Source organism: Curtobacterium sp. MCLR17_054 (assembly GCF_003234335.2).
Classification (GTDB): Bacteria; Actinomycetota; Actinomycetes; order Actinomycetales; family Microbacteriaceae; genus Curtobacterium; species Curtobacterium flaccumfaciens.
In genome coordinates this window covers 1,849,319-1,871,572 of the sequence record NZ_CP126263.1, presented here as the reverse complement: position 1 = coordinate 1,871,572, position 22,254 = coordinate 1,849,319, and the positions used below count along the sequence as shown (strand labels likewise).

26 protein-coding genes are annotated in these 22,254 nt (G+C 71.9%); 6 read left to right on the top strand and 20 right to left on the bottom strand.

The features are described from left to right. The first annotated feature begins 4 nt into the window (after positions 1–4). The 3 genes from DEJ08_RS08955 to DEJ08_RS08945 all read left to right on the top strand — a co-directional run bounded on the left by DEJ08_RS08955 (position 5) and on the right by DEJ08_RS08945 (position 4,029). Entirely contained in the window at positions 5–1,138 is a 1,134-nt protein-coding gene (locus DEJ08_RS08955; protein ID WP_027465527.1) for a DUF475 domain-containing protein, read from the top strand. A gap of 157 nt (positions 1,139–1,295) precedes the next feature. Beyond that, positions 1,296–2,897 carry a Na+/H+ antiporter gene (locus tag DEJ08_RS08950; protein WP_111054247.1) on the top strand — a complete coding sequence of 534 codons (1,602 nt, stop codon included), beginning with the start codon at positions 1,296–1,298 and terminating at the stop codon, positions 2,895–2,897. Between the two features lie 265 nt (positions 2,898–3,162). Then, on the top strand, positions 3,163–4,029 hold the full coding sequence (locus DEJ08_RS08945) for a pentapeptide repeat-containing protein (RefSeq protein ID WP_111054164.1): 867 nt from the start codon (positions 3,163–3,165) through the stop codon (positions 4,027–4,029). Positions 4,030–4,046: 17 nt separating this feature from the next. Here the strand turns inward: DEJ08_RS08945 and DEJ08_RS08940 are convergent, their stop codons facing one another. Continuing rightward, a complete protein-coding gene (locus DEJ08_RS08940; protein WP_111054163.1) occupies positions 4,047–4,994 on the bottom strand; it encodes a GlxA family transcriptional regulator in 948 nt (315 codons plus the stop codon). Positions 4,995–5,109: 115 nt separating this feature from the next. On the opposite strand from DEJ08_RS08940, the gene DEJ08_RS08935 reads away from it, so the two are divergent. The 3 genes from DEJ08_RS08935 to DEJ08_RS08925 all read left to right on the top strand — a co-directional run bounded on the left by DEJ08_RS08935 (position 5,110) and on the right by DEJ08_RS08925 (position 6,401). Then, positions 5,110–5,745, top strand: coding sequence for an isochorismatase family protein (locus DEJ08_RS08935; RefSeq protein WP_111054162.1), 636 nt, complete (start codon positions 5,110–5,112; stop codon positions 5,743–5,745). Positions 5,746–5,834: 89 nt separating this feature from the next. Continuing rightward, positions 5,835–5,990, top strand: coding sequence for a hypothetical protein (locus DEJ08_RS08930; RefSeq protein WP_017887460.1), 156 nt, complete (start codon positions 5,835–5,837; stop codon positions 5,988–5,990). Positions 5,991–6,110: 120 nt separating this feature from the next. Further along, on the top strand, positions 6,111–6,401 hold the full coding sequence (locus DEJ08_RS08925; protein ID WP_111054161.1) for an ArsR/SmtB family transcription factor: 291 nt from the start codon (positions 6,111–6,113) through the stop codon (positions 6,399–6,401). Positions 6,402–6,426: 25 nt separating this feature from the next. Here the strand turns inward: DEJ08_RS08925 and DEJ08_RS08920 are convergent, their stop codons facing one another. From DEJ08_RS08920 to DEJ08_RS08830, 19 genes are all read right to left on the bottom strand, one after another. After that, complete coding sequence (locus DEJ08_RS08920) at positions 6,427–7,116, bottom strand: cation diffusion facilitator family transporter (RefSeq protein WP_111054160.1); 690 nt, start codon at positions 7,114–7,116, stop codon at positions 6,427–6,429. Continuing rightward, positions 7,098–7,424: a Cd(II)/Pb(II)-sensing metalloregulatory transcriptional regulator CmtR gene (cmtR, locus tag DEJ08_RS08915; protein WP_111054159.1), complete on the bottom strand. Its 327-nt coding sequence runs from the start codon at positions 7,422–7,424 to the stop codon at positions 7,098–7,100. Before cmtR ends, DEJ08_RS08920 begins: the two co-directional genes overlap by 19 nt. A 425-nt stretch (positions 7,425–7,849) precedes the next feature. Continuing rightward, positions 7,850–9,025: a flagellar hook protein FlgE gene (locus tag DEJ08_RS08910; protein WP_110863826.1), complete on the bottom strand. Its 1,176-nt coding sequence runs from the start codon at positions 9,023–9,025 to the stop codon at positions 7,850–7,852. A gap of 80 nt (positions 9,026–9,105) precedes the next feature. Beyond that, positions 9,106–9,549, bottom strand: coding sequence for a flagellar hook assembly protein FlgD (locus DEJ08_RS08905; protein ID WP_071403921.1), 444 nt, complete (start codon positions 9,547–9,549; stop codon positions 9,106–9,108). Between the two features lie 25 nt (positions 9,550–9,574). After that, the gene (locus tag DEJ08_RS08900) at positions 9,575–10,978 is read right to left on the bottom strand and encodes a flagellar hook-length control protein FliK (protein WP_111054158.1); all 1,404 of its coding nucleotides are present in this window, start codon (positions 10,976–10,978) and stop codon (positions 9,575–9,577) included. After that, the gene (locus tag DEJ08_RS08895) at positions 10,975–11,712 is read right to left on the bottom strand and encodes a C40 family peptidase (RefSeq protein ID WP_111054157.1); all 738 of its coding nucleotides are present in this window, start codon (positions 11,710–11,712) and stop codon (positions 10,975–10,977) included. The genes DEJ08_RS08900 and DEJ08_RS08895 overlap by 4 nt, the downstream gene beginning before the upstream one ends. Next, the gene (locus DEJ08_RS08890; protein WP_071403924.1) at positions 11,709–12,140 is read right to left on the bottom strand and encodes a flagellar FliJ family protein; all 432 of its coding nucleotides are present in this window, start codon (positions 12,138–12,140) and stop codon (positions 11,709–11,711) included. Before DEJ08_RS08890 ends, DEJ08_RS08895 begins: the two co-directional genes overlap by 4 nt. Next, on the bottom strand, positions 12,140–13,483 hold the full coding sequence (locus tag DEJ08_RS08885; RefSeq protein ID WP_111054156.1) for a FliI/YscN family ATPase: 1,344 nt from the start codon (positions 13,481–13,483) through the stop codon (positions 12,140–12,142). Before DEJ08_RS08885 ends, DEJ08_RS08890 begins: the two co-directional genes overlap by 1 nt. Beyond that, the gene (locus DEJ08_RS08880) at positions 13,480–14,154 is read right to left on the bottom strand and encodes a FliH/SctL family protein (RefSeq protein ID WP_111054155.1); all 675 of its coding nucleotides are present in this window, start codon (positions 14,152–14,154) and stop codon (positions 13,480–13,482) included. The genes DEJ08_RS08885 and DEJ08_RS08880 overlap by 4 nt, the downstream gene beginning before the upstream one ends. Further along, positions 14,147–15,199: a flagellar motor switch protein FliG gene (gene fliG, locus DEJ08_RS08875; protein WP_244993480.1), complete on the bottom strand. Its 1,053-nt coding sequence runs from the start codon at positions 15,197–15,199 to the stop codon at positions 14,147–14,149. The genes DEJ08_RS08880 and fliG overlap by 8 nt, the downstream gene beginning before the upstream one ends. After that, positions 15,196–16,866 (bottom strand): flagellar basal-body MS-ring/collar protein FliF, encoded by a 1,671-nt coding sequence (gene fliF, locus DEJ08_RS08870; RefSeq protein ID WP_111054154.1) that lies wholly within the window; start codon positions 16,864–16,866, stop codon positions 15,196–15,198. The genes fliG and fliF overlap by 4 nt, the downstream gene beginning before the upstream one ends. After that, positions 16,866–17,207, bottom strand: coding sequence for a flagellar hook-basal body complex protein FliE (gene fliE, locus DEJ08_RS08865; RefSeq protein ID WP_027465513.1), 342 nt, complete (start codon positions 17,205–17,207; stop codon positions 16,866–16,868). Before fliE ends, fliF begins: the two co-directional genes overlap by 1 nt. Next, positions 17,207–17,602 (bottom strand): flagellar basal body rod protein FlgC, encoded by a 396-nt coding sequence (locus DEJ08_RS08860; RefSeq protein WP_017886136.1) that lies wholly within the window; start codon positions 17,600–17,602, stop codon positions 17,207–17,209. Before DEJ08_RS08860 ends, fliE begins: the two co-directional genes overlap by 1 nt. Further along, positions 17,599–17,943 carry a flagellar basal body protein gene (locus DEJ08_RS08855; RefSeq protein WP_017886135.1) on the bottom strand — a complete coding sequence of 115 codons (345 nt, stop codon included), beginning with the start codon at positions 17,941–17,943 and terminating at the stop codon, positions 17,599–17,601. The genes DEJ08_RS08860 and DEJ08_RS08855 overlap by 4 nt, the downstream gene beginning before the upstream one ends. 233 nt (positions 17,944–18,176) lie before the next feature. Then, a complete protein-coding gene (locus DEJ08_RS08850) occupies positions 18,177–18,479 on the bottom strand; it encodes a hypothetical protein (RefSeq protein WP_111054153.1) in 303 nt (100 codons plus the stop codon). After that, on the bottom strand, positions 18,469–18,942 hold the full coding sequence (locus tag DEJ08_RS08845) for a flagellar export chaperone FliS (protein ID WP_111054152.1): 474 nt from the start codon (positions 18,940–18,942) through the stop codon (positions 18,469–18,471). The genes DEJ08_RS08850 and DEJ08_RS08845 overlap by 11 nt, the downstream gene beginning before the upstream one ends. 11 nt (positions 18,943–18,953) lie before the next feature. After that, positions 18,954–20,342, bottom strand: a complete 1,389-nt coding sequence (fliD, locus tag DEJ08_RS08840; RefSeq protein ID WP_258367016.1) for a flagellar filament capping protein FliD — start codon at positions 20,340–20,342, stop codon at positions 18,954–18,956. A gap of 106 nt (positions 20,343–20,448) precedes the next feature. Then, on the bottom strand, positions 20,449–21,288 hold the full coding sequence (locus DEJ08_RS08835) for a flagellin N-terminal helical domain-containing protein (protein ID WP_071403929.1): 840 nt from the start codon (positions 21,286–21,288) through the stop codon (positions 20,449–20,451). Between the two features lie 118 nt (positions 21,289–21,406). After that, complete coding sequence (locus tag DEJ08_RS08830) at positions 21,407–22,222, bottom strand: sigma-70 family RNA polymerase sigma factor (protein ID WP_111054151.1); 816 nt, start codon at positions 22,220–22,222, stop codon at positions 21,407–21,409. Positions 22,223–22,254 lie beyond the last annotated feature (32 nt).

Here is a 22,254-nt window from a genome sequence, read left to right as displayed (position 1 = left end):
GCAGATGGCCACGAGATCACTCCTGACCGTCCCCCTGCTCATCACCGTCGCGGCCGCCGCGGCGGCCTGGCTGGTGCTCGGCCCCGCCGCAGCGCTCGCCTTCGTCGCCCTCGCGTTCCTCGAGATCGCGATGGCCGCGGACTCGTCCGTGCCGATGGCCGGCATCGCCGGCCGGCTGCACTCCCCCGCCCGACGGCTGTTCCTGTCGCTCGGGATCGTCGCGGGCGTACTCGCGATGCGCCTGCTCCTGCCACCGGCCGCCGTCGCGGTCGGTGACGCGACCGACCCGGCCAGCTCGGTGGAGGAAGCCGTCTTCGCGCCCGGCTCGTTCTCCGCGCACCTGGCCGAGGTGCGTCCGGCCCTCGCCGCCTTCGGCGCCGCGTTCATCTGGCAGGTCTTCGCCGAGTACCTGTTCAACACCGACCGCGCGTCCCGCAGGTCGTGGCTGGGCAGCCTGGAGGCGCGGCTCGCCTCCGTCGCGCGACCGCGCGTCTGGTCGCTGGTCACCGCTGCGACGGGGGTCGTGGTGACCTCCGTGCTCGTCGGGTCGCGTTCCGGGTGGGCCGCCGGTGCGCTGCTGCCGGTCGCGCTCGGCGGGGTGGCCGGCATCGCCGCGTACCTCGTGTCGAAGCGGACCGCGTCGTGGGCGCTGCGCAGCGGCCCCGTCGGCGGCGCGTCGGACACGGCGTCGATCGGGGTCGGCCGCGGTGCCTGGCGCATCCACCTCTACGCGTCGACCGTCGTCTTCGAGCGGGGGCTCGTCGTGTTCATGCTGTTCGAGATCCTCGACGGCGTGTACAGCCTGTCGGGGTCCGGGCCGCTCGGATCGGACGGGCTCGGGGCCCTCGAGCAGGCCGCCGTCGCCATCGGGGCGATCGGTGTGGGCGCCGTCTTCCTCGCCCGCCTGACCTCGCGGGTGGACCAGGCTGCGGGGCTGAAGCGGCTGCGGTACCTGAAGGCCGGGGCGGCGTACGTCCTCGGCGTGCTGTCGGTGCTGCTGTGGGCGAGTCTGCTCGTGCCGATCCCGGGCGTCGTCGTGGGGTGGTTCGGGACCGTCGTGATCGGGTCGGCGCTGGTGAGTTCCCTGCCGTGGCGCGCGTGGTGGCGGCGGGTGGTGCGGCGGCCGCGGGCGGTGTGAGCGGCGGCTCGTGACGCGTCGTGCGCTGTGGTGCGGCGCGTCGTTCGGCTGTGCGCGGCGCGTCGTCCGGCTGTGTGCGGCGCGTCGTCCGGCTGTTCTGGAAGGATCCACCGTGGATCGGCGTTGACTGGCGGGTCGGACGACGATCGGAGTGCACGTGCTGGGACCGGAACTGGTGGTCGTGCTCGGCCTCGCCATCGCACTGACGGCGGCCGTGGCCGACCGGATCCGGATCGCACCACCCGTGCTGCTCCTGGTCTTCGGCGCGCTGCTCGGGCTCGTGCCGGAGTTCGCGGACGTCGAGCTCCCCGCCGAGGCCGTGCTGCTGCTGTTCCTGCCGGCGCTGCTCTACTGGGAGAGCCTGACGACGTCGCTCCGCGAGATCCGGAAGAACCTGCGCGGCATCGTCCTGATGGGCACCCTGCTCGTCGTGGTGACCGCCGGTGCCGTCGCCGTCCTGCTGCACCTGCTCGGGATGCCGTGGGGACCGGCCTGGGTGCTCGGCGCCGCGGTCGCCCCGACCGACGCGACCGCGGTCGGCGTGCTCACGAAGATGCTGCCGCGGCGGAACGTCACGGTGCTCCGCGCCGAGAGCCTGGTGAACGACGGCACCACCCTCGTCGTCTACGGCATCGCGGTGGCCGTCACCGTCGGCACGCAGGAGCTCACGTTCTGGGGCGTGTCCGGCATGCTCGTCGTGTCCTACATCGGCGGGGTCGCCGCCGGGCTCGCGGCCGCGTGGATCGGGACGATGGTGCTGCGGCGCGTCGACACCGTCGTGCTCGAGAACCTCGTCACCCTGCTCGTGCCCTTCGCAGCCTTCCTGGCCGCCGAGGCCATCGGCGCTTCCGGCGTGCTCGCCGTCGTGGCGGCCGGCATCGTCGTCAGCCAGGTCGGTCCCAAGCTCGACCGAGCCGAGACCCGCCAGCAGGTGCGCGCGTTCTGGTCGTTCCTGACCTTCCTGCTCAACGGCGCGCTGTTCGTCCTGGTCGGCATCGAGGCGATGGTCGCCGCACGTGCACTCGACCCCGCCGACCTGCTGCGCGGGACCGGCATCGTCTTCGCGGTCGCGGTGCTGCTCGTCATCGTGCGGTTCGCGTTCCTGAACGCCGCGGGCGGGACCATCTGGCTCGTCACCCGACGCACCGGCGGAGAACCCCGCGATGGCCACCGCGACCGGCTCGTCAGCGGGTTCGCCGGGTTCCGGGGCGCCGTGTCGCTCGCCATGGCCGTCGCCGTGCCGCGCACCCTCGAGTCCGGCGGTGACTTCCCCGAGCGGGACCTCATCGTCTTCGTCACCGCCGGCGTGGTCATCGTCACGATCGTCGGCCAGGCCCTCGTGCTGCCGGCCGTCCTGCGTCGCGCCGCGCTGCCCGAGGACGAGTCCGTCAGCGAGGAACGTCGCTACGCCGAACGCACCGCGATCGAGGAGGCACTCGATGCGCTCCCCCGCCTCGCACGGTCGACCGGAGCCGATCGTGCCACCGTCGATCGCCTGCGGAAGGAGTACGAGGCGCACCTCGACGTGATCGAGGCCCGCGAAGGGGACGACGACGACCACCCCGCGCTGCAGCGGCACGACAACGCGGTCGCCCTCGAGCTCGCACTCGTCCAGCACAAGGCGAACACCCTGTTGCGCCTGCGGGACGCCGACGAGATCGACGACCTGGTGCTGCGTCAGGTGCGTGCCGGGTACGACGCGGAAGAGGCGCGGCTGGACGGCATCGAATCGGTGGCGTCACCGCCCACGTCGTCGTAGGGCGACTCCGGGCACACCTGGTCGAAACGGGCGTACCCGGTCTGTCGTTCCAATCAGGTATGCCCGTTTCCGGCTCCCGTCGCAGCGGGAACGCTAGCCTGGCCGCAGTGATCCTCCGTCTCTCTCGGTGACCCACCGGTCACCCAGCACCACCGGCTCGCCCCGCCGACGCGCGGGGGTGGTCTCGTGCGCCCGGACGGGGAACTCCACCCGGAGTTCCCCCGCCCGCGGCACACCATCCAGACCACCAGAGGAAGACCACTCCATGACGACCACCGACCGGTCCGCCCTGCGCGCGGACTGCGGCAACTGCTTCGCGCTCTGCTGCACCGCCTTCGGGTTCCAGCGCTCCGCCGACTTCCCGATCGACAAACCCGCCGGCACCCCTTGCGGCAACCTCGCTGACGACTTCTCCTGCTCCATCCACGAGGCGCTGCGGCCGCGAGGGTTCCGGGGCTGCACCGTCTTCGACTGCTCCGGTGCTGGCCAGTACGTGTCCCAGACCCTCTACGACGGGGTCAGTTGGCATGACCACCCTGACTCCCGCGCGGAGATGTTCCGGGTGTTCCCGATCGTCCGCAGGTTGCACGAGATGCTCTGGCACCTCGCCGAGGCACAGGACCGTGCGGTGACCCCGGACTCAGCAGACGACGCTGCCCTGCTCGCGCAGGAGATCCGGCGAAGCCTCGACGCCGGTCGGCCGACGCTCCTCGCGCTCGACGTCGAGCCGCTGCACGCTCGAGTGCGCGACGTCCTGATCGAGGTGAGCGCCGAGGTCCGAGGCCGGTACAACGCCGGGGCGGACGACGCTCCGGACGGCCTGTTGCGACCGGGGGCGGACCTCGCCGGTCGCGACCTCCGCGCAAGGTCGCTGCGCGGGGCCGACCTGCGGGGAGCCGCGATGATCGCGGCAGACCTGCGCGGTGTCGACCTGTCCGGTGTCGACCTTCTCGGCGCGGACCTCCGGGATGCGCGGGTCGACGGAGCCGACCTGTCCACAGCGGTGTTCCTCACACAGGCGCAGGTGAACGCGGCGCGCGGAGACGGCACCACGGCGCTGCCCCGTGGTGTCGATCGACCGACACACTGGCCGTCGACGGCCGCCCCGGTTTCGCCCACGGCGCCGCGCTGAGACCGCGGATCGGCCGGTCAAGGCCTCGCGTCGAACCGTCGGCGGTAGCTCGAGGGTGTGCTGCCGAACGCCACGGCGAAGTTCTGCCGCAGCGTGACCGGGTTGCCGAACCCGCACGCTGCGGCGATCCGGTCGACGGGCAGGTCGGTGGTCTCGAGCAGCCGACGGGCCTCGTCCAGACGGCGACTCCGTACCCAGGCCGCCGGGGTGGTGCCGGTCGACGCCTTGAAGGCCCGGACGAAGCTGCGGCGGCTCATGTGGGCCGCCGCAGCGAGTCGGTCGACGCCGAGTTCCTCGTCCAGGTGCTCCACCGCCCAGGCCGATGCCGTCGCCACCGGGTCGTCGCCCCGACGCTGCACGACCGGCCGCTCGATGTACTGGGCCTGCCCGCCTTCGCGGTGCGGCGCGACGACCAGGCTGCGCGCGACCCGGTTCGCCGCCTCGGCGCCCAGCCGCGTCCGCACGACGTGCAGGCACGCGTCCAGCCCGGACGCCGTGCCGGCCGAGGTCAGCACGTCACCGTGGTCGACGTAGAGCACGTCGGCGTCCACGGTGACGTCGGGGTGCGCGGCGGCGAGCCGGTCGACCTCGCGCCAGTGCGTGACGGCGCTGCGTCCCGCGAGGAGCCCGGCACCGGCGACCGCGATCGACCCGAGGCACAGACCGACCACGCCCGAACCCCGCGCGTGCGCGTCGACGACCGCCCGCTCCGTCGGTGCCGGCAGTCGGGTGCCGTCGTCGGTCCAGGACGGCACCACGACCAGGTCGGCCTCCGCCGCGGCGTCGAGCCCCTGCACGGGACCGAGCGTCAGTCCCTCAGCGGTCCGGACCGAACCGGGCCGGTCGGAGAACACGACGGTCTCCCAGTCGGCGAGCCCGAGCCGGGTGACCTCGTCGAACACCATCTGCGGGACCGACAGGTGGAACATCGTGATGCCGTCGAAGGCGTAGATGGCGATCCGCACGCGGGACTCCTCCGGTTTGGCCTGGATCCATCGTACCGACGCACGCGTGCCAATCGCACCGAGGGTGTCGGCGGACGAGGATCGTCGAGTACGCCTACCGACCCAAGGAGCTCCCGTGTCCGATCCCCAGCGCGCCCTCGTCCTCGTCGACATCCAGCTGGAGTACTTCAGCGGTCCACTCGAGGTCCGGTTCCCGCCCGTCCGCGACGCACTCGCGCAGATCACGACCGCGATCGACGCCGCGACCGCTGCCGGCACGCCGATCGTCGTCGTCCAGCACACCGCCGGTGACGCTGCACCGGTGTTCAACCCGACGACGGAGGCGTTCGCCCTGCACCCCGAGATCGAGCGGCGACGGACACCCGAGTGGCATCAGGTCACGAAGCAGTTCAGCTCCGTCTTCGCCCACACGGACCTGCTCGCCTGGCTGCAGGAGCGGTCGATCGACACGGTCACCCTGGTCGGCTTCATGACGAACAACTGCATCATCGCCTCGGCTGCCGAGGCGGAGGCACTCGGCGTCTCGGTCGAGGTGCTGTCCGACGCGACCGGCGCGATCAACATCGTCAACGCCGGCGGGGCTGTGTCCGCCGAGACGGTGCACAACACCCTGATGGCGTTGTTGCAGTCGAACCTCGCCGCCGTCGCACCGACCGCGGAGTGGACGGCGGCACTCACCGCCGGAGTCGCGATCGCCGCGGACACGCTGCCGACGTCGGCCGTCGCGGGAACCCAGCGATTCCCGGGCTGACATCCGTTCTCATCTATAAATGTATTGCTACGTCTGCATATGTGATCTACGCTGAGGGCATCCCAACCGCCGATCAGCAGGAGGTCACCATGGCCGAGCACGAGAACAGCGCAGAGCACACCGTCGCCGAGCACACCCACCAGGACGGCTGTGGCCACGAGACGGTGCAGCACGAGGACCACGTGGACTTCGTCCACGACGGCCACAAGCACGCCCAGCACGGCGACCACTACGACGAGCACTGATCTCCTGATCAGCGCAGGCCCGTGATCAGCACCGATCGACGGACCTGCACGACGGCCCCGACGCACCGCGCCGGGGCCGTCGTGTTGCATGCACGTATGCGCGTGCGCTTACATGAGTCCATGTCAGACGGGATCGAAGCAGCAGCCGAACTCTTCAAGGCGCTGTCCTCGCCCGCCCGACTCCGGATCCTGTCGGCGTTGATCTCCCAGCCTTCCGACGTCGGCTCCCTCGCCGACGCGACCGAGCTGTCGCAGCCCCTGGTGTCCCAGCACCTCCGCACGCTGCGGCTCGCGGGCATCGTGCAGGTCGAGCGCATCGGGCGGAACGCCGTCTACTCGCTGCACGACGAGCACATCGCGCACATCGTCGGTGACGCGGTCAGCCACGTCAGCGAGTCCGAAGCCGACTGAACCACCGGCCGCTGGCTGACTCGGTTCAGCAGCAGTCGCAGCCGTCGCGCTCGCGCTCCCCCGTCAGCGCCGACACCGGCTGCTTGCACGCGTCGCCGCGCCAGGCTTCGAGCCCCTCGCGCACGGCGAAGACCACCACGACGAGTCCGGCGAGCGGGTCCGCCCACCACCAGCCGAACAGGCTGTTCGCCAGCAGGCCGAGCAGCACCGCCGCCGACAGGTAGCTGCAGATCAGCGTCTGCTTCGAGTCGGCGATCGCGGACGCCGAACCGAGTTCGCGTCCGGTCCGCCGTTCGAGGAGGCTCAGGAACGGCATGACCGCCAGGCTCACCGCGGCCAGCAGGATGCCGACCGGACTGTGCTCCGGCGACCGGACACCCGTGAAGGTCAGGACGGCATCGACACTGACCACGACGGCGAGCCCGAAGAACGAGACCGCGATCACCCGCAGTGCCGTTCGTTCCCGGGCTTCCGGGTCACGCCCGGAGAACTGCCACGCGACGGCCGCTGCCGACAGGACCTCGACGATCGAGTCGAGCCCGAAGCCGATCAACGCGGTGGACGAGGCAACCGAACCGGCGGCGATCGCCACGACGGCCTCGATCACGTTGTAGGCGATGGTCGCCGCGACGATCCACCTGATCCGTCTCCGGAGCACGCCGACACGAGCCGGTGCGAGCGACACCGCGGTCGTGGTCACCGCTCGACCTCGCATCCGTCGTCGTCGGTGACGTCCACCGCCAGCACCACGTCGACCAGGGACTCGAGCGCGCGGGTGAGGTTGCGGTCGGCGATCTCGTAGCGAGTCCGACGCCCCTCGGGCACGGCGACGACGATCCCGCAGCCGCGCAGGCACGCCAGGTGGTTCGACACGTTCGTCCGCGTCAACTCGAGTTCCTGGGCGAGCCGCGCTGGGTAGCCGGGTCCGTCGAGCAACCGGAGCAGGATGCGCGCACGCGTGGGGTCGGAGAGCGCCCGCCCGAGACGGTTCAACACGTCGTGCCGCGAGGCAATGGTCAGCATGCGCTGACCATACATCGGGCCACGCCCAGACCGCCACCGATCCGGACGACGCGTCGCGCTCCCGGGCAGCGTTCGGGCTCAGACCTCCCTGAGCCGACGCCCGGTCAACCCGTCGTTCCAGTTCGTGCGGGTGCTGCCAGCGCCCGATGCGTGGGGACCCGGATGGCCGTCCGGACGCTCACACCGCCAGCGGTCGAAGACGCTGCAGCATCGGTGGTCGGACTGGTGGTCGGTGTCGTGGTTCTCGCGCATCGCACCGATGAGACGTGGCGACGCAGCGTTTCGTCACGAACGGGCGCCGAACTCCCTGCACCACGAACGATGGTGAGCAGGAACGGTCGAGTCCCCCTTCAGCACCCGACCGTTCCTGCTCACCAAGCGCCCGCGACCCGAGACGCGAGCGCAGCGCCCGCGAGCCCCCGCGCCTAGCGCTTCAGGTTCGTGAGCTCCTGCAGCACCTCGTCCGAGGTGGTGATGATGCGGGCGTTCGCCTGGAACCCGCGCTGCGCCACGATCAGGTTCGTGAACTCCTGCGACAGGTCGACGTTCGACATCTCGAGCGTCCCCGCAGCGAGCGAACCGACGCCCGCCGAGCCGGGGCCGCCGACCGTCGCCCCGCCCGAGTTCGCCGTGGCGCGGTAGCCCGACGCCCCGGTCTTCTCGAGGCCGGCCGGGTTGGCGAACGTGGCGAGCGCGATGCGGCCGAGCGCGAGCGACGCGCCGTTCGAGAACGTGCCGGTGACGGTGCCGTCCTTCGAGATCGAGTAGCCCTGCAGCGCGCCGGCCTCGCGGCCGTTCTGCGAGCCGATCGCCGCGGTGTTGAGCGAGGCGAACCCGGTCAGGTCGCCCATGTCGACGCGGATGCCACCGACGGCGAGGGTGCCGCCGGCGGTCAGCTTGCCGTCGGTGCCGAAGGTCAGCGAGGTCGTCGCCGTGGTGCCCTGGCCGTTGCGCCCGGTGACGTCCCAGCCGTCGGCGGTGCGCGTGTAGGCGAGCGACATCGTGTGCTTGGCACCCGAGGCGTCGTACACGGTGGCCTCGCGGGTGATGGTCTGGCCGACGGCGGTCTCGGACGGCAGGTTGCCGGCGACGGTGGCGGCGGTGGTGCGGACCGCCGGGGCCGCTGCTTCGAGCGGCAGCGTAATGTCGGACAGCTGGCCGTTCTCGTTGACGACGCCGTTCGTGGCCGGGTAGCCCTGCACGATCTTGCCGTCGGCGGTGACCAGGCGGCCGTTGGCGTCGAAGTCGAACGCCCCGGCACGGGTGTAGACGGTGTCGTTGCCCAGGCGGGTGACGAAGAACCCGTCGCCCGAGATCATCAGGTCGGTGGCCTTGCCGGTGGCCTGCGCCGAGCCCTGCGAGAAGTTCGTGGAGACGCCGGCGACCTGCACGCCGAGGCCGATCTGGGCGGGGTTCGTGCCGCCGATGCCGGTCTGCGGTCCGCCGGCACCCTGGGTCATCTGCGACAGGGTGTCCTGGAACACGGTCGTCGACGACTTGAAGCCGACGGTGTTCACGTTGGCGATGTTGTTGCCGGTGACGTCGAGCATCTGCTGGTGGGAGCGGAGGCCGGAGATCCCGGAGTAGAGCGAGCGGAGCATGGTGCGTCCTTTCGGAGAGGCAGGAAGAGCGAGGAAGTACGAGGAAGAGCGAGGAAGAACAGAGAAGGAAACAGCGGGCGTCAGGACGCCGGAGCGGTGGTGGTGATGCCGGAGATCACGTCGAGAGCGACCTCCTTCCCGTTCACGGTGACCGTGGGCACGCTGTTCGCGTACGACACGGCCGAGGCGGTCCCGGTGACGGACTTGCCCGAGTCGGCGTCGGTGTAGCTGACCTGCTTGCCGACGAGGTTCGCTGCGGCGATGCGCATCTGGAGCGAGAAGTTCTCGTTCCCCGTCGTGGTCTGGTTGGTGATCTGCTCCATCATCGCGAGCTGCGTCTGCTGGCCGATCATCTGGTTGGTGTCCATCGGCGACGACGGGTCCTGGTTGCGCAGCTGCGTGACGAGCAGCTTCATGAAGACCTCGGAGTCCATCGTCTGGGACTTCTGGGCGGTGGAGTTCGCGGCGAGGGCCGCGGCCTGCGCGGTCGGGTCCACGCTGCCGGTGATGCCGTCGATGGGCATGGTGCGTTCCTGTTCGTGAGCCGGATCAGGCGAGGACGTCGAGTCCCGCGGTGCGGATGGAGGGCGTGTGGGCGGTGGGCTGCGTGCGCGGGGTGACCCGCGCCTCCAGGCCGGGGTCACCAGGCAGCGCACGCGCGGCCGGACGCTCGTCGCGACCCGGCGCATCCTGCGGCTGGTTCTGCGACGACAGGTCGAGCGTGGTGCTCACACCGGTGCCGGCCGCATCCCGCCGCAGGTCCGGCAGGACCTGGCGGACGGCCTCGCGGCCGGCGTCCGACGCGGCGAACAGCTCGACGTGCATGCCGTGCGCGGTGACGTGCGCGCGGACCGTGACCGGGCCGAGGCTGTCCGGCACGACCTGCACGGTGACGACGTGCTCGCCGGGGCCGGCCTGTGCGAGCGAGAACACCGGTCGCGCCAGCTGCTGGGCGAGCGGTGCCGGGGCCGGCGCGGTCGCCGCGGCGGGCGCGGCGGTCGGCGTCGTCGACATGACGAACGGCGTCTCGCCACCGCGGCTGGGGGCGACGGCCGGGAGGCCCGGATCACCCGGCGTCGACGCCTGCTGCTCCGTCCCGTGGCTGGCTCGGGAGCCGGTGCCGGCTGCCGGGGCGGCGGCCGCCACGACCGGCGGCTGGCCCGGGGTCACGGTGGCGGTGTCGCCGTCGCCGGTGCGGGCGGCGGCGGGGGCTGCGATCGCGGCAGCGGCCGTCGGGGCGGTGGTCGCCGGGTCGCTCGTGGCCCTGGTCGTCGACGCAGCGGTCGTCGCGGGGGTCGCGTCGGCGACGGTCGTCGCGGCAGCGGCCGGAGACGCGGTGCCGGCGGGCGTCACGGTAGGCGTCGCCGCGGCGGCGGTCGCCGGCCGGGTCGTCGCAGCGGCAGCCGTCTCCGGTGCCACGCCCGACGCCGGTGCCTGCTGCGGGGTCGCCGTGGCGGGGGCGGTGGTCGGCGCCGCAGTCGACGGGACCGGCGTCGACGTGTCCCCCTCCACCGACGGCGGTGTCGTGGTCGTGGTGTTGGTCGTTCCGGCGATCACCCCTGCGGCCACGACGGCGTGTGGGTCGCCGGCGGAGGTCTCGGCGGCGCGGCTGGCCGGAGCGATCGGTGCGGCCACGAGTCCGGCGGTGAGCAGCGCCTGCGCGTCGACGGGCGCTGCCTCGGTCGCGGGCACCGACTGGTCCGACGCGGACGCAGACGCGGACGCGGACGCGGACGGCGTGGCAACGGTGCCCGGCGTAGCCGCCGACCCGTCCGCCGTGCGGCCGTCGGCGTCGTCCCGCCCGGCAGCACCGTCGCCGGGGCGCCGCTCGGTCGCGACGGCGGCGGTCAGTGCCGCACCGAAGGACCCGGCAGCCGCGGGGTCGGACGATGCACCCCGGGTGGAGCCCGGTGCGGTGGGCACGGACGGCTGGGTGGCGATGGTCAGACTCATGCGGCGCTCCCGGACTGCATCATGGACAGCAGCGCGGCGGTCTGCAGGTCGGTCGCGGAACGCGCAGCCGAGGCGGTCGGCGCGGCGACGGCCGCCGGGGCCGCCTGGGCGGGGACGATCCGGCGGATGGTCGCGATGTCGGCGTCGGAGTACCAGTTGTCGACGATCCGGACGTCCTTGCCGGGGCGCGGTGCGTGCAGCACCTTGCCGTCGCCGACGTAGATGACGACGTGGCCCTCGCCCTTCGGGATGATCAGGTCGCCGGGCTGCGCGTCCTTCAGGGAGCCGACCTCGACGCCCATCTTCGCCTGGTCCGGCACGACCCGGGGCATCGTGACCCCGAGGTCCTTGAAGACCGTCTGCACCAGGCCCGAGCAGTCCATGCCCGCGGTCGTCTCCCCGCCGAACACGTACGGCACGCCGAGGTACTTCTTCGCGTCGGCCACCACGTCGGCGCCGGTCGCACCGCTGCCGGTGGCGAGGGTGCCGGCACCGGCGTCGACCGAGGTCGCCGGGGCACGGTTGGCCGTCGGGGTCGCTGCGGCGGTCGCACCGGCAGCGCTCGCGGCGCCGGTCGTGCCGTCGGCGGTCGCGAGGGCATCGGCGAAGGCCGACGATCCCGCGGCACCGCTGGTGGCGGAGGCGCTCGGGGCAGCCGTGGCCGTCCCGCCGCGCAGCGTGTCGATCTGGGACCGGATCTCCGAGATCCGGGAGAGCACCGCTTCGACGCTCATCGGGCACCACCTTCCGTGCGGCGTCGTGCCGCGATCTCGTCGAGGGCGTTCTGTTCGGTCCGGAGTTCCTCGGCCGCCTGCTGCTCGGTGTGCTTGCCCTCGAGCTTCTCGAGGCCGACGGCGGCGCGACGCGCGGCGGTGTAGTCCTGCTGCGCCCGGTCGGCGTCGGCACGGCGGTTCTGCACCACGGCGTCGAGCTCCTCGAGCATCCCGCGGGTCGCGGCACGGGCTGCGGCGACGGCGCTCAGGGTGGCGGCGTCCTGGATGGGCTGGGCGTCCTCGCTGTCGGCGAGGCTGCGGCGTGCGGCGATCCGGGCGTCGGCGGCGTCCCGGACGCGCTCGTTCGCGGTGGCCAGTGTGGCGGCGGCACGGTCCTGTTCGGTGTGGCGCAGGCGCAGGAGTCCGGCGAGCGGGAAACGGCGGGCCATCACGACACCCCCAGCTGCTGCACGAGGCCGCCGAGGCGCTGCCAGGACGCGTCGGCGGTCGCCCGCTCGTCCATGCCCTGGCGCAGGAACGCGTCGATCGATCCCTGGTGGTCGACGGCGGCGTCCACGAGCGGGTTCGACCCGCGCTGGTACGCACCGACGTCGAGCAGGTCCTGGGCCCCGGCACGGGCGGCCATCACCTTCCGCAGCACGGTGGCGGCGGCACGCTGCTCGGGTCGGGTGACCTTCGAGGCGACACGGGACACCGAGCCGAGGGCGTCGACCGACGGGAAGTGTCCGGTGATCGCGAGCTTGCGGTCGAGCACGACGTGGCCGTCCAGGATGCTGCGGGCCGCGTCGGCGATCGGCTCGTTGTGGTCGTCGCCGTCGACCAGCACGGTGTACATGCCCGTGATGCTGCCGACGCGGTCGGTCCCCGCACGCTCGAGCAGTCCCGCGAGCACCGAGAACGTCGACGGCGGGTAGCCCCGGGTGGCCGGTGGCTCCCCCACCGACAGGCCGATCTCACGCTGCGCCATCGCGACGCGGGTGAGCGAGTCCATCATGAGCACGACGTCCTGGCCGGCGTCGCGGAACGACTCGGCGATGCGGGTGGCGACGAACGCGGCACGCAGGCGCATGAGCGCCGGCTCGTCGGACGTCGACACGACGACGATCGAGCGGGCGAGCCCCTCGGGTCCCAGGTCGTCCTCCAGGAACTCGCGCACCTCGCGGCCGCGCTCCCCCACCAGGGCGATGACGTTGACGGCCGCGTCGCTCCCGCGCGCGATCATCGACAGCAGCGACGACTTGCCCACGCCGGACCCGGCGAACAGGCCCATGCGCTGCCCGCGGCCGACGGTGGTCAGGGTGTCGAGCACGCGGACGCCGAGCTGCATCGGGGTGTCGATGCGGGTCCGGGCCATCGCGCTCGGGGTGTCGTGGTCGAGCGGGACCCAGGTCACCGGTTCGCTGCCGGGACCCTCGAGCGGGCCGCGGTCGTCGATCGGTCGGCCGAGCCCGTCGAGCACGCGGCCGAACAGACCGGATCCGGTCGGCACGAGCACCGGGCGGCCGGTCGGACGCGCCGGGGTGCCCGCGGTCACGCCGGTCAGGCGGCCGAGCGGCATGCAGCGGACGCCCGAGGCATCGGTGGCGACGACCTCGACCGCGGTCTGGTCGCCGTCCTCGGCGCCGACCGTGACGACCTCGCCCACGCGGGCGTCGAGCCCGGCGATCGTGAGCCCCAGGCCGACGGCGCTCGTGACGACACCGACCCGCTGGGGTGCGGCACGCAGGAGCGCCTCGTCGAGACCGCGCGGACGGAGCAGCGTGGCGGTCACCGGTCGGCTCCCGTCGTGTCGACCCCGAGGGCGGTGCGGGCGCGGTCGAGCGCCGTGGCGATGCGCGCGTCGAGCATGCCGTCCGGCAGGTCGACGACGGCGTCGCCGTCGCGCAGGGCGCCGTCGGCGACGACCGGCACCGGCAGGTCGAGGTCGGCGACGCGCGCGGCGTCCGCCGGACTCAGCCGGACGGCCACCGGGACCGTGCGGTCCACGGACGCGAGCGCCCGCCGGACGGTGGCCTCCGCGCCGGACGCGATCCGGGCCTCCCGGCTGCCCGGTCCGTCCGGACCGACGGCGACGGTTGCGTCGTGTGCGGGCCTGGAGGCGCGGACCACGTTCCCGACGATCGCCTCGGCCAGGTCGACTGCCGCGCTCGCGACCGACGCCTCGGCGTCCGCCAGGACGGGTGCGACCGTGGAGAGCATGGCGTTCGTGGCGGCATCGAGGACCGCGATCCGGCGGGCCGTGTCGGCCTGCAGCGCGGTGATCCGCGCGGCGTGCTCTGCCACGAGCCGGGCGCGCAGGGCGTCGGTCTCGGCCTGCGCGGCCCGCAGGCCGGCGGTGTACCCGGCCGCGTGCCCGCGGACGTCCGCGCTCGACGCGCGCTCGCGTCCGGCGGGGTCGGCGAGCACCGGGAAGGCGACGCGGTGCACGATGGTGTCAGTCAACGAGCTCGTCCTCCTCGGCGCGGTGCACGGTGACGACGCCCTGGGCCTCGAGCTCGCGCACGGAGCGGACGACCTCGGCGCGGGCTTCCTCGACCTGCGAGACGCGGACCGGGCCCATGGCCTGCAGTTCGTCGTCGAGCAGTTCGCGGTTGCGCTCGGACACGTTCGCGCGGATGGTCTCGACGACCGGCCCGGCTGCGCCCTTCATGGCGGTCGCGAGGATCTTCGAGTCGATGCCGCGCAGCACCTGCTGGATGTCGCGGGACTCGAGCTTCACGATGTCCTCGAAGGTCAGCATGCGGGAGCGGATGTCCTCGGCGAGCTCCGGGTCCCGGGCTTCGAGTCCCTCGAGGACGGCCTTCTCGGTCGCGACGTCCGAGCGGTTGATGATGTCGACCAGGGGCGCGATGCCCCCGACGACCTCGACGCTCTCGCGCGGCGACACGACGGCCCCGGCGCGCTGGCGCAGCACACCGGCGACGATGCCGACGGCCTCGGGGGTCGCGCTGCCCATGGTGGCGAAGGCCTGGGCGACGTCGGTGCGGACACGCTCGTCGATCCCGGCGAGCACGGCACTGGCCTGCCCGGGGCCCAGGTGGGCGAGCACGAGGGCGATCGTCTGGGGCAGCTCGCCCTCGAGCAGGGAGATGACCTGGCCGGGTTCGGCGTCGTCGAGGAAGTCGAACGACTGGCCGGCGAGGTTCGAGGCCAGACGGTCCATCACGCCGGCGGCCCGCTCGGCGCCGAACGACGCCTCGAGCAGCCCGAGCGCGGTCTCCTTGCCGCCGCGCTTCTGCAGCCGGCCGCTCATCGTGATCCGGTGGAACTCCGACAGCGTCTGGTCGACGACGGTGTCCTCGACGCGGCGCATCCGGACGATCTCGGCGGAGATCTCCTCGGCCTCCATCTCGGTGAACTGCTTCATCACCTCGGCGGCGCGGTCGGTCTCCATCTGCATGAGGATGAGCGCGACCTTCTGCGCACCGGTCAGGGCACGGTCGCTCGGACCGGAGCCGCCGCCGGGGCTCGGCATGAGCGCGCTCACACCGGTGCCCGGTCGTCCAGGAGCCCGCGCAGGAGCTCGGCGGTGCGCTTCGGGTCGCGCTCGGCCAGGGCGGAGATGTCCTGACGGCGGCGCTCGGCGGTGATCTCCTCGGTCGTCAGCACCTCGGTGGGGGCGTCGCCGGCGGGCATCGCCGACAGCACGGCGGTCGGGGCGTCACCGGCACCGAGCGTCGCCCGGTCGTCGACGCCGTCCATCGCGAGCGGCAGCTGGAACGTCTCGCCGGCGAAGGCGTCGAGCTCGCCGAGGTCGACGGCCTCGCGCTCCTGCTTCCGGTTGCGGCGGGCGACGAAGAACATGATCGCGATGACGGCGAGGACGATGCCGATCACGATGCCGGCGGTGCGGATCGACGACCACAGTGCTTCCTGCTGGTCGGCCTTCTGCTGGGCCTCCAGGGCCTTGGCGGCCTGGTCGGAAGCGCTGGTGTCGAAGTCCATCATCGCGACCTTGACCTGGTCGCCACGGTTCTGGTCGACACCCGCGGCGGCGGACACCAGGTCGTTGATGCTCTGCAGGTTCGCGTTCTGCACGGCGGCGGCCTTCGAGTTCAGCGCGACCGAGATGGTCTGCCGGTCGAGCCCGCCCGAGGGGATCTGCGTGGTCTCCGTGGTGTGGTCGACGGCGTTGTTCTTCGTCGCCGACTCGTTCTTGTACCCGTCGTCGCCGGTGCCGCTCGTCGCGGTGCCGTTCGGGACGGCGATGTTGTCCGGACCGAGGACCCCCGTCGCGCCGCTCCCCGCGCCGGAGCCGGCGCCGTACTCCTCGGTGGTGCTCGACTCGTTCAGTGCGACCGGACCCGAGGTCGGGCTCGTGTAGCTCTCGGACGTCCGGGTGCCGGACTCCTGGTTCATCGTCCCGGAGACCACGACGGTCGCGTTGCCGACGCCGAGCGTGGTGTCGAGCAGGTCCTGGATCTTCTTGCTCGTCGCCGCGTCGTAGTCGGCGGCCTGGTCCGCGCCGCTCCCGGTCGCACCGGTGCCGACGGCGGACAGGGTCTGGCCCTTCGCGTCGACGACCGAGACATCGGTGGGCTGCATGCCCTCGACCGAGGCGCTCGTCAGGTGCACGATGGCCTGCACCTGGTCGGTGCTGAGCTGCGTGCCGTTGTCGGTCGCGATGAACACCGACGCGGTCGGGTCCTTCTCCTCGGAGACGAACACCGACTTCTCCGGGATCGCGAGCTGCACGGTGGCGGTCTGCACGCCGTCCATCGCACCGATGGTCTTGGCGAGCTCGCCCTCCATCGCACGCTTGTAGGTGACGTCCTGCTGGAACTCCGAGCTCGTCACGCCCATCTTGTCGAGCAGCGAGTAGCCGCCCTCGTTCGACGACGGCAGGCCGTTCGACGCCGCCTTGAGCCGCTCCGAGTACACCTGCGCCTGCGGCACGAGGATCGTCGCGCCGCCGTCGGTGAGCTGGAACGGCACACCGTCGGTCTGCAGCTGGTCCGTGATGGAGCTCGCGTCGGCCGCGGCGAGCCCGGTGAAGAGCGGCGCGTAGGACGCCTTGCCGAGCCAGGACGCGAGGGCGATCCCACCGAGCACGAGCGCCGCGATCGCCAGGATCGCGATGGTGCGCTGGGCGGCGGAGAAGCCCTTCACGTAGGCGCTGAGGCGCGCGAAGACGTTCTTGAACGCGACGGGCATCAGGCCTGCATCCTCATGATCTCGTTGAAGGCGTCGACGCCCTTGTTGCGGACGGCGGAGACGAGCTCGAGCGTGACCTGTGCGCGGGTGGCGGCGATCGTGGCGTCGTGGATGTCGTCGAGGTTGCCGGTCACGGCCTTGAGCGCGAGGGTCTTCGAGTCGCTCTGCAGCGACTGCAGCCCGTCGACGGCGTTGCCGAGGCTCGCGGCGAACCCGCTGCCGTCGGTCGTCGCGCCGGCAGCACCGGTCGCGTTCGTGCTGTCGCTGGACGTCCCCGACACACTCGTCAGGGCGTTCGTCATCGCGTTGGTGGTCACACCGTTCACGGCGTCGATGGGCATCAGTTCTTCCCGATCTGCAGTGCCGCCTCGTAGGCGGTCTTGGCACGGTCGACCACGGCGGCGTTCGCCTGGTAGCCGCGCTGGGCCATGATGAGGTCCGCCATCTGCGTGCCGAGGTCGATGTCGGGCATGCGGACGTAGCCCTCCTCGTTCGCGAGCGGGTTGTCGGGGTCGTAGGTCACCCGGCCGGCGGCGCTGCCGAACGCGGCGCCCTTGACGTAGGCGCCGGAGACGCCGGCGCCCTCCTGCACCTCGACGTAGCGCGCCTGGAACGCGGTGTCGTCCATCGACTTCACGGTGTTCGCGTTGGCGATGTTGTCCGAGACGGCGTCGAGCCACTTCCGGTGCACGGTCAGGCCGGTGCTCGCGATGCCGATCGCGTCGAAGGTCGTCACGAGTTCGTCCGCATCGCCGCACGGACGCTGGTGAGCTCGGAGTTCATCGCCTGCGTGGCGAACTGGTACCGCAGCACGGTGTCGATGTTCGACAGCGTCTCCTCGTCGAGGTTGACGTTGTTGCCGTTCGTGTTCGTCGGCTCGAGGCTGCGCGCCATCGTCGGCGTGGTGGCGCCGTCGCCGTCCACGATCGACTTCGCCAGGGCGTCCTCGAACTGCACCTTCTCGGCGTGGTAGTTCGTCGTGTTGATGTTCGCGATGTTGTTCGCGATCACCTTCTGGCGCATCGACAGGCCGTCGAGTGCGCTCTGCAGCGCGACGCTCGTCACGGAATCGAACACGGGGGTCCCCTCGTCAGGCGTCGTCGGTGCGACGTCGCCGTGCGGTGGTGGCCGATCCCTGGCCGAACTGGTGAGCGATCCGTGCTCGAGTGGCGCTATCGGAGCCCGTCGTCCGCCGCGTTAGGCGTCGCCCCGAACGGGGGGCGGTGGGGCGCGGGGCGGAGCACCCGAGATGCGACAGAGCACCCGTCGATCGACGGGTGCTCTGTCGCAGAACTGGTGCGGGGGCGCGGTCAGGCGGAAGCGTCGAGGTACACGGAGCCACGGGGCTCGCGCGTGGCGTCGACGGCGCGCAGGGCACCGAGGTGCTCCAGCGTCGAGCGGCGGTCCGCCTCGAGCACCGTCATGCGGTCCCGCTGCGCGGCGAGCAGCCGGGAGGCCCGTCCCACCAGGTCACGCGGCAGCGGTCCCAGCCCGGCCGGCTCCGACCACCCGGCCACGGCCGTGGAGTCGGCCGCCTGCCCGGCGGCGTCGTGCTCCAGGGACGTGAGCAGGGCCTCCCATGCGGCTCGTCCGTCAGACGGCTCAGGCGACACCGAGGGCTCCCCCGGTCGGCTGCTGCGTGGCGGGCGTCGCGGGCAGCGACGCGGCTGCCTCGTGCCACGACTGACGCAACGGCTCGAGGATCCGGATGCAGTCGCGGGTGGCTTGCACGTCGCGGTGCACGTTCGCCGTGATGAGCGACGTGGAGGCGTAGTTGTAGACGGCGAGCAGGCCCTCGCCACCGTCCCAGACGTCGATCCGGAGGGTGCTCGAGAGCTCGCCGACGATCGCCTGGGCGTGCAAGAGCTGCTCGCGGGCCGTCGCCCAGTCGGCGGCGACCTGCGCGGCCTCGGCACGGTGCAGGTCGAGCAGCAGCCGGTCGTAGAGCATCGTCACGAGCTGGGCCGGCGTCGCCGACAGCACGGCCTCGTTCGTGTACTGGGCACGGCGCTGGTCGGTGACGGTGCGCGGCTGGGCGGCCTGGCGGAAGGCGGCTGCCTGGAAGTCGAAGGTCATGGTCGTTCCCGTCAGCTCGACGTCGAAGCGAGCTGGCTGGCGAGCCAGCTCGACTGCGACTGGAGCTTGCTGAGGCTGGTCTCGAGGGATGAGTAGAGGGTCTGCAGCGAGGCCCGGCGCATCGCCAGCCGGTCGGTCCAGCTGTCGATCTGGGTGGTGAGGTCCTTGGCGACGGCCTGCTGCCCGGTGATGGACGTGGTGACCGAGCCGTCGTACTTGTCGGACGCGGCGGTGGCCGCGGCGCCGACGTTCGCGGCGACCCCGGAGAGCATCGCCTGGGTGGCCTTCGGGTCGGTCGCGAGGGCCTTCTGGAAGACCTCGGGGTCGAAGGTGAACGTGCCGTCCTTCGTGATCACGATGCCGATCGTCGACGGGGACTTGCCGTCGACCGGGGCGGACATCGTGCTCGTGAGCCGCTGCACGGCGTCGCGGGACGCACCGTCGCCGAGCAGGACGCCGGCCTTCGTCGTCGTGGTGCCGGACGTCGCGCTCGTCGAGCTCGACACCGCGGTGTTCGTCTTGTAGTAGGCCGCGATCGCGTTCATGGCGTCGACGAGCCCGGAGGCGACGGACTGCGCCTTGGTGGTGTCCTGCGCGACCGTCACGGTGACGGGCTCGGTGGTGGCCTTCGAGACGGTGACGTCGACCCCGGGGACGAGACCGGTGAAGGTGTTCGTGGCGCTCGTGACCGTCTGCGCGGCGGCGGTGCCGGCCCAGAGGGTGACGCTGGCGTCGGTCGCCGCGGTGACGACGGCGGCACCGGTCTCGGTGAGGACGTTCGTCGCGGTGCCCGCTGCCACCTCGTCGGCGCCGCCCCGGTACACCTGGAACCCGCCGGCCGCTCCGGTCGTGGCGGACGTGAGCTGCAGGCGGTAGAGCTTGGTGCCGTCGGCGTCGGTGCCGGCGGCGACCTTCGTCGCGGTGACGCCCGCACCGGACTTGTTCAGGGCGGACACGGCGTCGTCGAGCGAACCGGACGCCGGCGTCACGGTGGTGGACTTCCCGTCCGCGCCGACGATCGTGATCGGCTGCGCACCGGTCGACCACGTCGACATCGCGGCCGTCACCCCGACCTGGGCCGAGGCGGTCGATCCGACGGTGAAGCTGATGGAGCCCGCGGTCGCTCCGGTACCGGTGACGGCGGTGACGCTCGGCGCGGTGCTCGTCGCGGCGAAGAGGTCGAGCGACGAGGCCTTCGCGGCGTCCGCGGCCTTCGTGGCGAGCCCCTGGATCAACCCGTTGAGCGTCTGCAGTGACGAGATGAACGAGTTGGTGGTGGTGAGCTTGTTCTTGAGCAGGGTCTGCGGGACCCCCTCGACGCTCATCAGCGAGTTGATGAGGTCGGTCGTCTTGAGACCGCTGACCAGACCGTCGATCGCGAGGCTGGTGCTCGATGACACGGACGAGGACATCGTCGACACTCCCTGGCGTCGTGGAGGTGGTCAGGACGGCGGCGTCCGTCCTCCGGGGCACCCGATCGGGCCCGGAGGACGGACGTCGTGATGGCTAGCGCAGGAGCGAGAGCACGCCCTGGGTGCTCTGGTTCGCCTGCGCGAGCATCGAGGTGCCGGCCTGGCTGAGGATGTTGTCGCGCGTGTACTTGACCATCTCCTCCGCCATGTCGACGTCGGTGATGCGCGAGGAGGCAGCGGTGAGGTTCTCCTTGGCCACGTTCGTCACGTTGATGGCGTGGTCGAAGCGGTTCTGGACTGCACCGATGCTCGAACGGGCGGCGGAGACGTACTTGATCTGCTCGTCGATCGCGGTGATGGCGGCCTGAGCGTTCGTCGCCGAGTCGAAGGTGAGCGCGCCGACCGCGGTCGACACGGACTCCACGTTCGACTTCGACAGGTCCACGTCGATCTGGCTCGCCGCGTCGCCGTTCGCGCCGACCTGGAACTTCAGGACGCCTGCGGCGCCGGCGGAGCCGTCGAGCAGGTTGATGCCGTTGAAGTTGGTCGACGCCGAGATACGGGTGAGCTCCTTGGTGAGCTCGCCGACCTCGGTGGTGATCGCCGTGCGGGAGTCCGCGTTGTTCGAGTCGTTGCCGGCCTGGACGGCCAGGTCGCGCATGCGCTGGAGGATCGAGTGGGTCTCGGTGAGGCCACCTTCAGCGGTCTGCACGACGGAGATGCCGTCCTGCGCGTTGCGGGCGGCGACCGTGAGGCCACCGACCTGGGACTTCAGCCCCTCGGAGATCGTCAGACCGGACGCGTCGTCGGCAGCACGGTTGATGCGGAGGCCGCTCGAGAGCTTCTCGAGGGACTTCGACAGGTCGTTCTGCGTCGAGTTCAGGTTCCGGTACGTGTTGAGTGCCGAGAGGTTGGTGTTGATGGACATACCCATGGTGGTTTCCTCCGTGAATGTGGGTCGTGCGTCGGCCCGTCCGTGGGCTGACATGGATGACTCTCGACCGGTTGCCGGGAGTCGTTAGGGGATCGGCGGAGAAGTTTCCGCCGAGGTCTCAACTCGCCGCGACGGCCGGTCCTGCTGCGGCATCGTGCACGGCACGTGCGACACCGGCCGCGGCGTTCGTGGCGACACGGGCGAGGTAGGCGCTGCGGCGGGCCGCGGTGGTGCGGCTCGCGGGCTCGACGGTGGCGCCGTCCCCGTAGTGGGCGGCGAGACCGTCGTGGAGCAGGCGCATCGCCTCGGAGCGCTGCTGCGAGACGGCCGAGTGCGTGATGCCGAGCTCGGCGGCGACGTCGGTGACCGAGCGGTCACCGAAGTAGACGGCCTCGACGATGAAGCGCATCCGCTCCGGCAGGGCCTCGACCGCGGCGCGGAGGTACCGGCGCTTCTCGGTCTCGAGCAGGTCGTCCCCGGGGAGCGGCAGGTCCGCGGCCACGAGGTCGTGCACGGTCTCGTCGAGCGGCGCGACGGTGCGGGCAGCGTCGCTCATCGCGTCGACGGCGGTCTGCTTGTCGACGCCCATGGCATCGGCGATCTCCTGCGCACCGACGCTCCGGCCGAGGCGCGCGGACAGGGCCTCCTGCGTGGCGAGGGTCTCGCGGATCCGCTTCCGGGTGCCGCGGGACGCCCAGTCGGCCGAGCGCATGTCGTCCGCCAGCGCGCCGGCGATCCGGGTGCGGGCGTAGGCGCCGAACGGCACGCCGAGGGTCGGATCGAAGGCCTCGGCGGCTGCGACGAGTGCGAGGGACCCGACGGCGGCGAGGTCGTCGCGGTCCAGGTGCGTCGCCCGGGAGCGGACGTCGGCCACGATGTAGCCCACGAGCGGGAGGTGCTCCACGATCATCGCGTTGCGTTCGGTGCGGTCCATGCTGTTCCCCTGGTCGACCTGACGTGTGTCGG

Coding starts and splice junctions, on each gene's coding strand:
- DEJ08_RS08955 (WP_027465527.1), top strand. CDS start 5: ATGGCCACGAGATCACTCCTGACCGTCCCCCTGCTCATCACCGTCGCG.
- DEJ08_RS08945 (WP_111054164.1), top strand. CDS start 3,163: ATGACGACCACCGACCGGTCCGCCCTGCGCGCGGACTGCGGCAACTGC.
- DEJ08_RS08930 (WP_017887460.1), top strand. CDS start 5,835: ATGGCCGAGCACGAGAACAGCGCAGAGCACACCGTCGCCGAGCACACC.
- DEJ08_RS08925 (WP_111054161.1), top strand. CDS start 6,111: ATGTCAGACGGGATCGAAGCAGCAGCCGAACTCTTCAAGGCGCTGTCC.
- DEJ08_RS08920 (WP_111054160.1), bottom strand. CDS start 7,116: ATGCGAGGTCGAGCGGTGACCACGACCGCGGTGTCGCTCGCACCGGCT.
- cmtR (WP_111054159.1), bottom strand. CDS start 7,424: ATGCTGACCATTGCCTCGCGGCACGACGTGTTGAACCGTCTCGGGCGG.
- DEJ08_RS08910 (WP_110863826.1), bottom strand. CDS start 9,025: ATGCTCCGCTCGCTCTACTCCGGGATCTCCGGCCTCCGCTCCCACCAG.
- DEJ08_RS08905 (WP_071403921.1), bottom strand. CDS start 9,549: ATGCCCATCGACGGCATCACCGGCAGCGTGGACCCGACCGCGCAGGCC.
- DEJ08_RS08900 (WP_111054158.1), bottom strand. CDS start 10,978: ATGAGTCTGACCATCGCCACCCAGCCGTCCGTGCCCACCGCACCGGGC.
- DEJ08_RS08895 (WP_111054157.1), bottom strand. CDS start 11,712: ATGAGCGTCGAAGCGGTGCTCTCCCGGATCTCGGAGATCCGGTCCCAG.
- DEJ08_RS08890 (WP_071403924.1), bottom strand. CDS start 12,140: ATGGCCCGCCGTTTCCCGCTCGCCGGACTCCTGCGCCTGCGCCACACC.
- fliF (WP_111054154.1), bottom strand. CDS start 16,866: ATGCCCGTCGCGTTCAAGAACGTCTTCGCGCGCCTCAGCGCCTACGTG.
- fliE (WP_027465513.1), bottom strand. CDS start 17,207: ATGCCCATCGACGCCGTGAACGGTGTGACCACCAACGCGATGACGAAC.
- DEJ08_RS08845 (WP_111054152.1), bottom strand. CDS start 18,942: ATGACCTTCGACTTCCAGGCAGCCGCCTTCCGCCAGGCCGCCCAGCCG.
- DEJ08_RS08835 (WP_071403929.1), bottom strand. CDS start 21,288: ATGGGTATGTCCATCAACACCAACCTCTCGGCACTCAACACGTACCGG.
- DEJ08_RS08830 (WP_111054151.1), bottom strand. CDS start 22,222: ATGGACCGCACCGAACGCAACGCGATGATCGTGGAGCACCTCCCGCTC.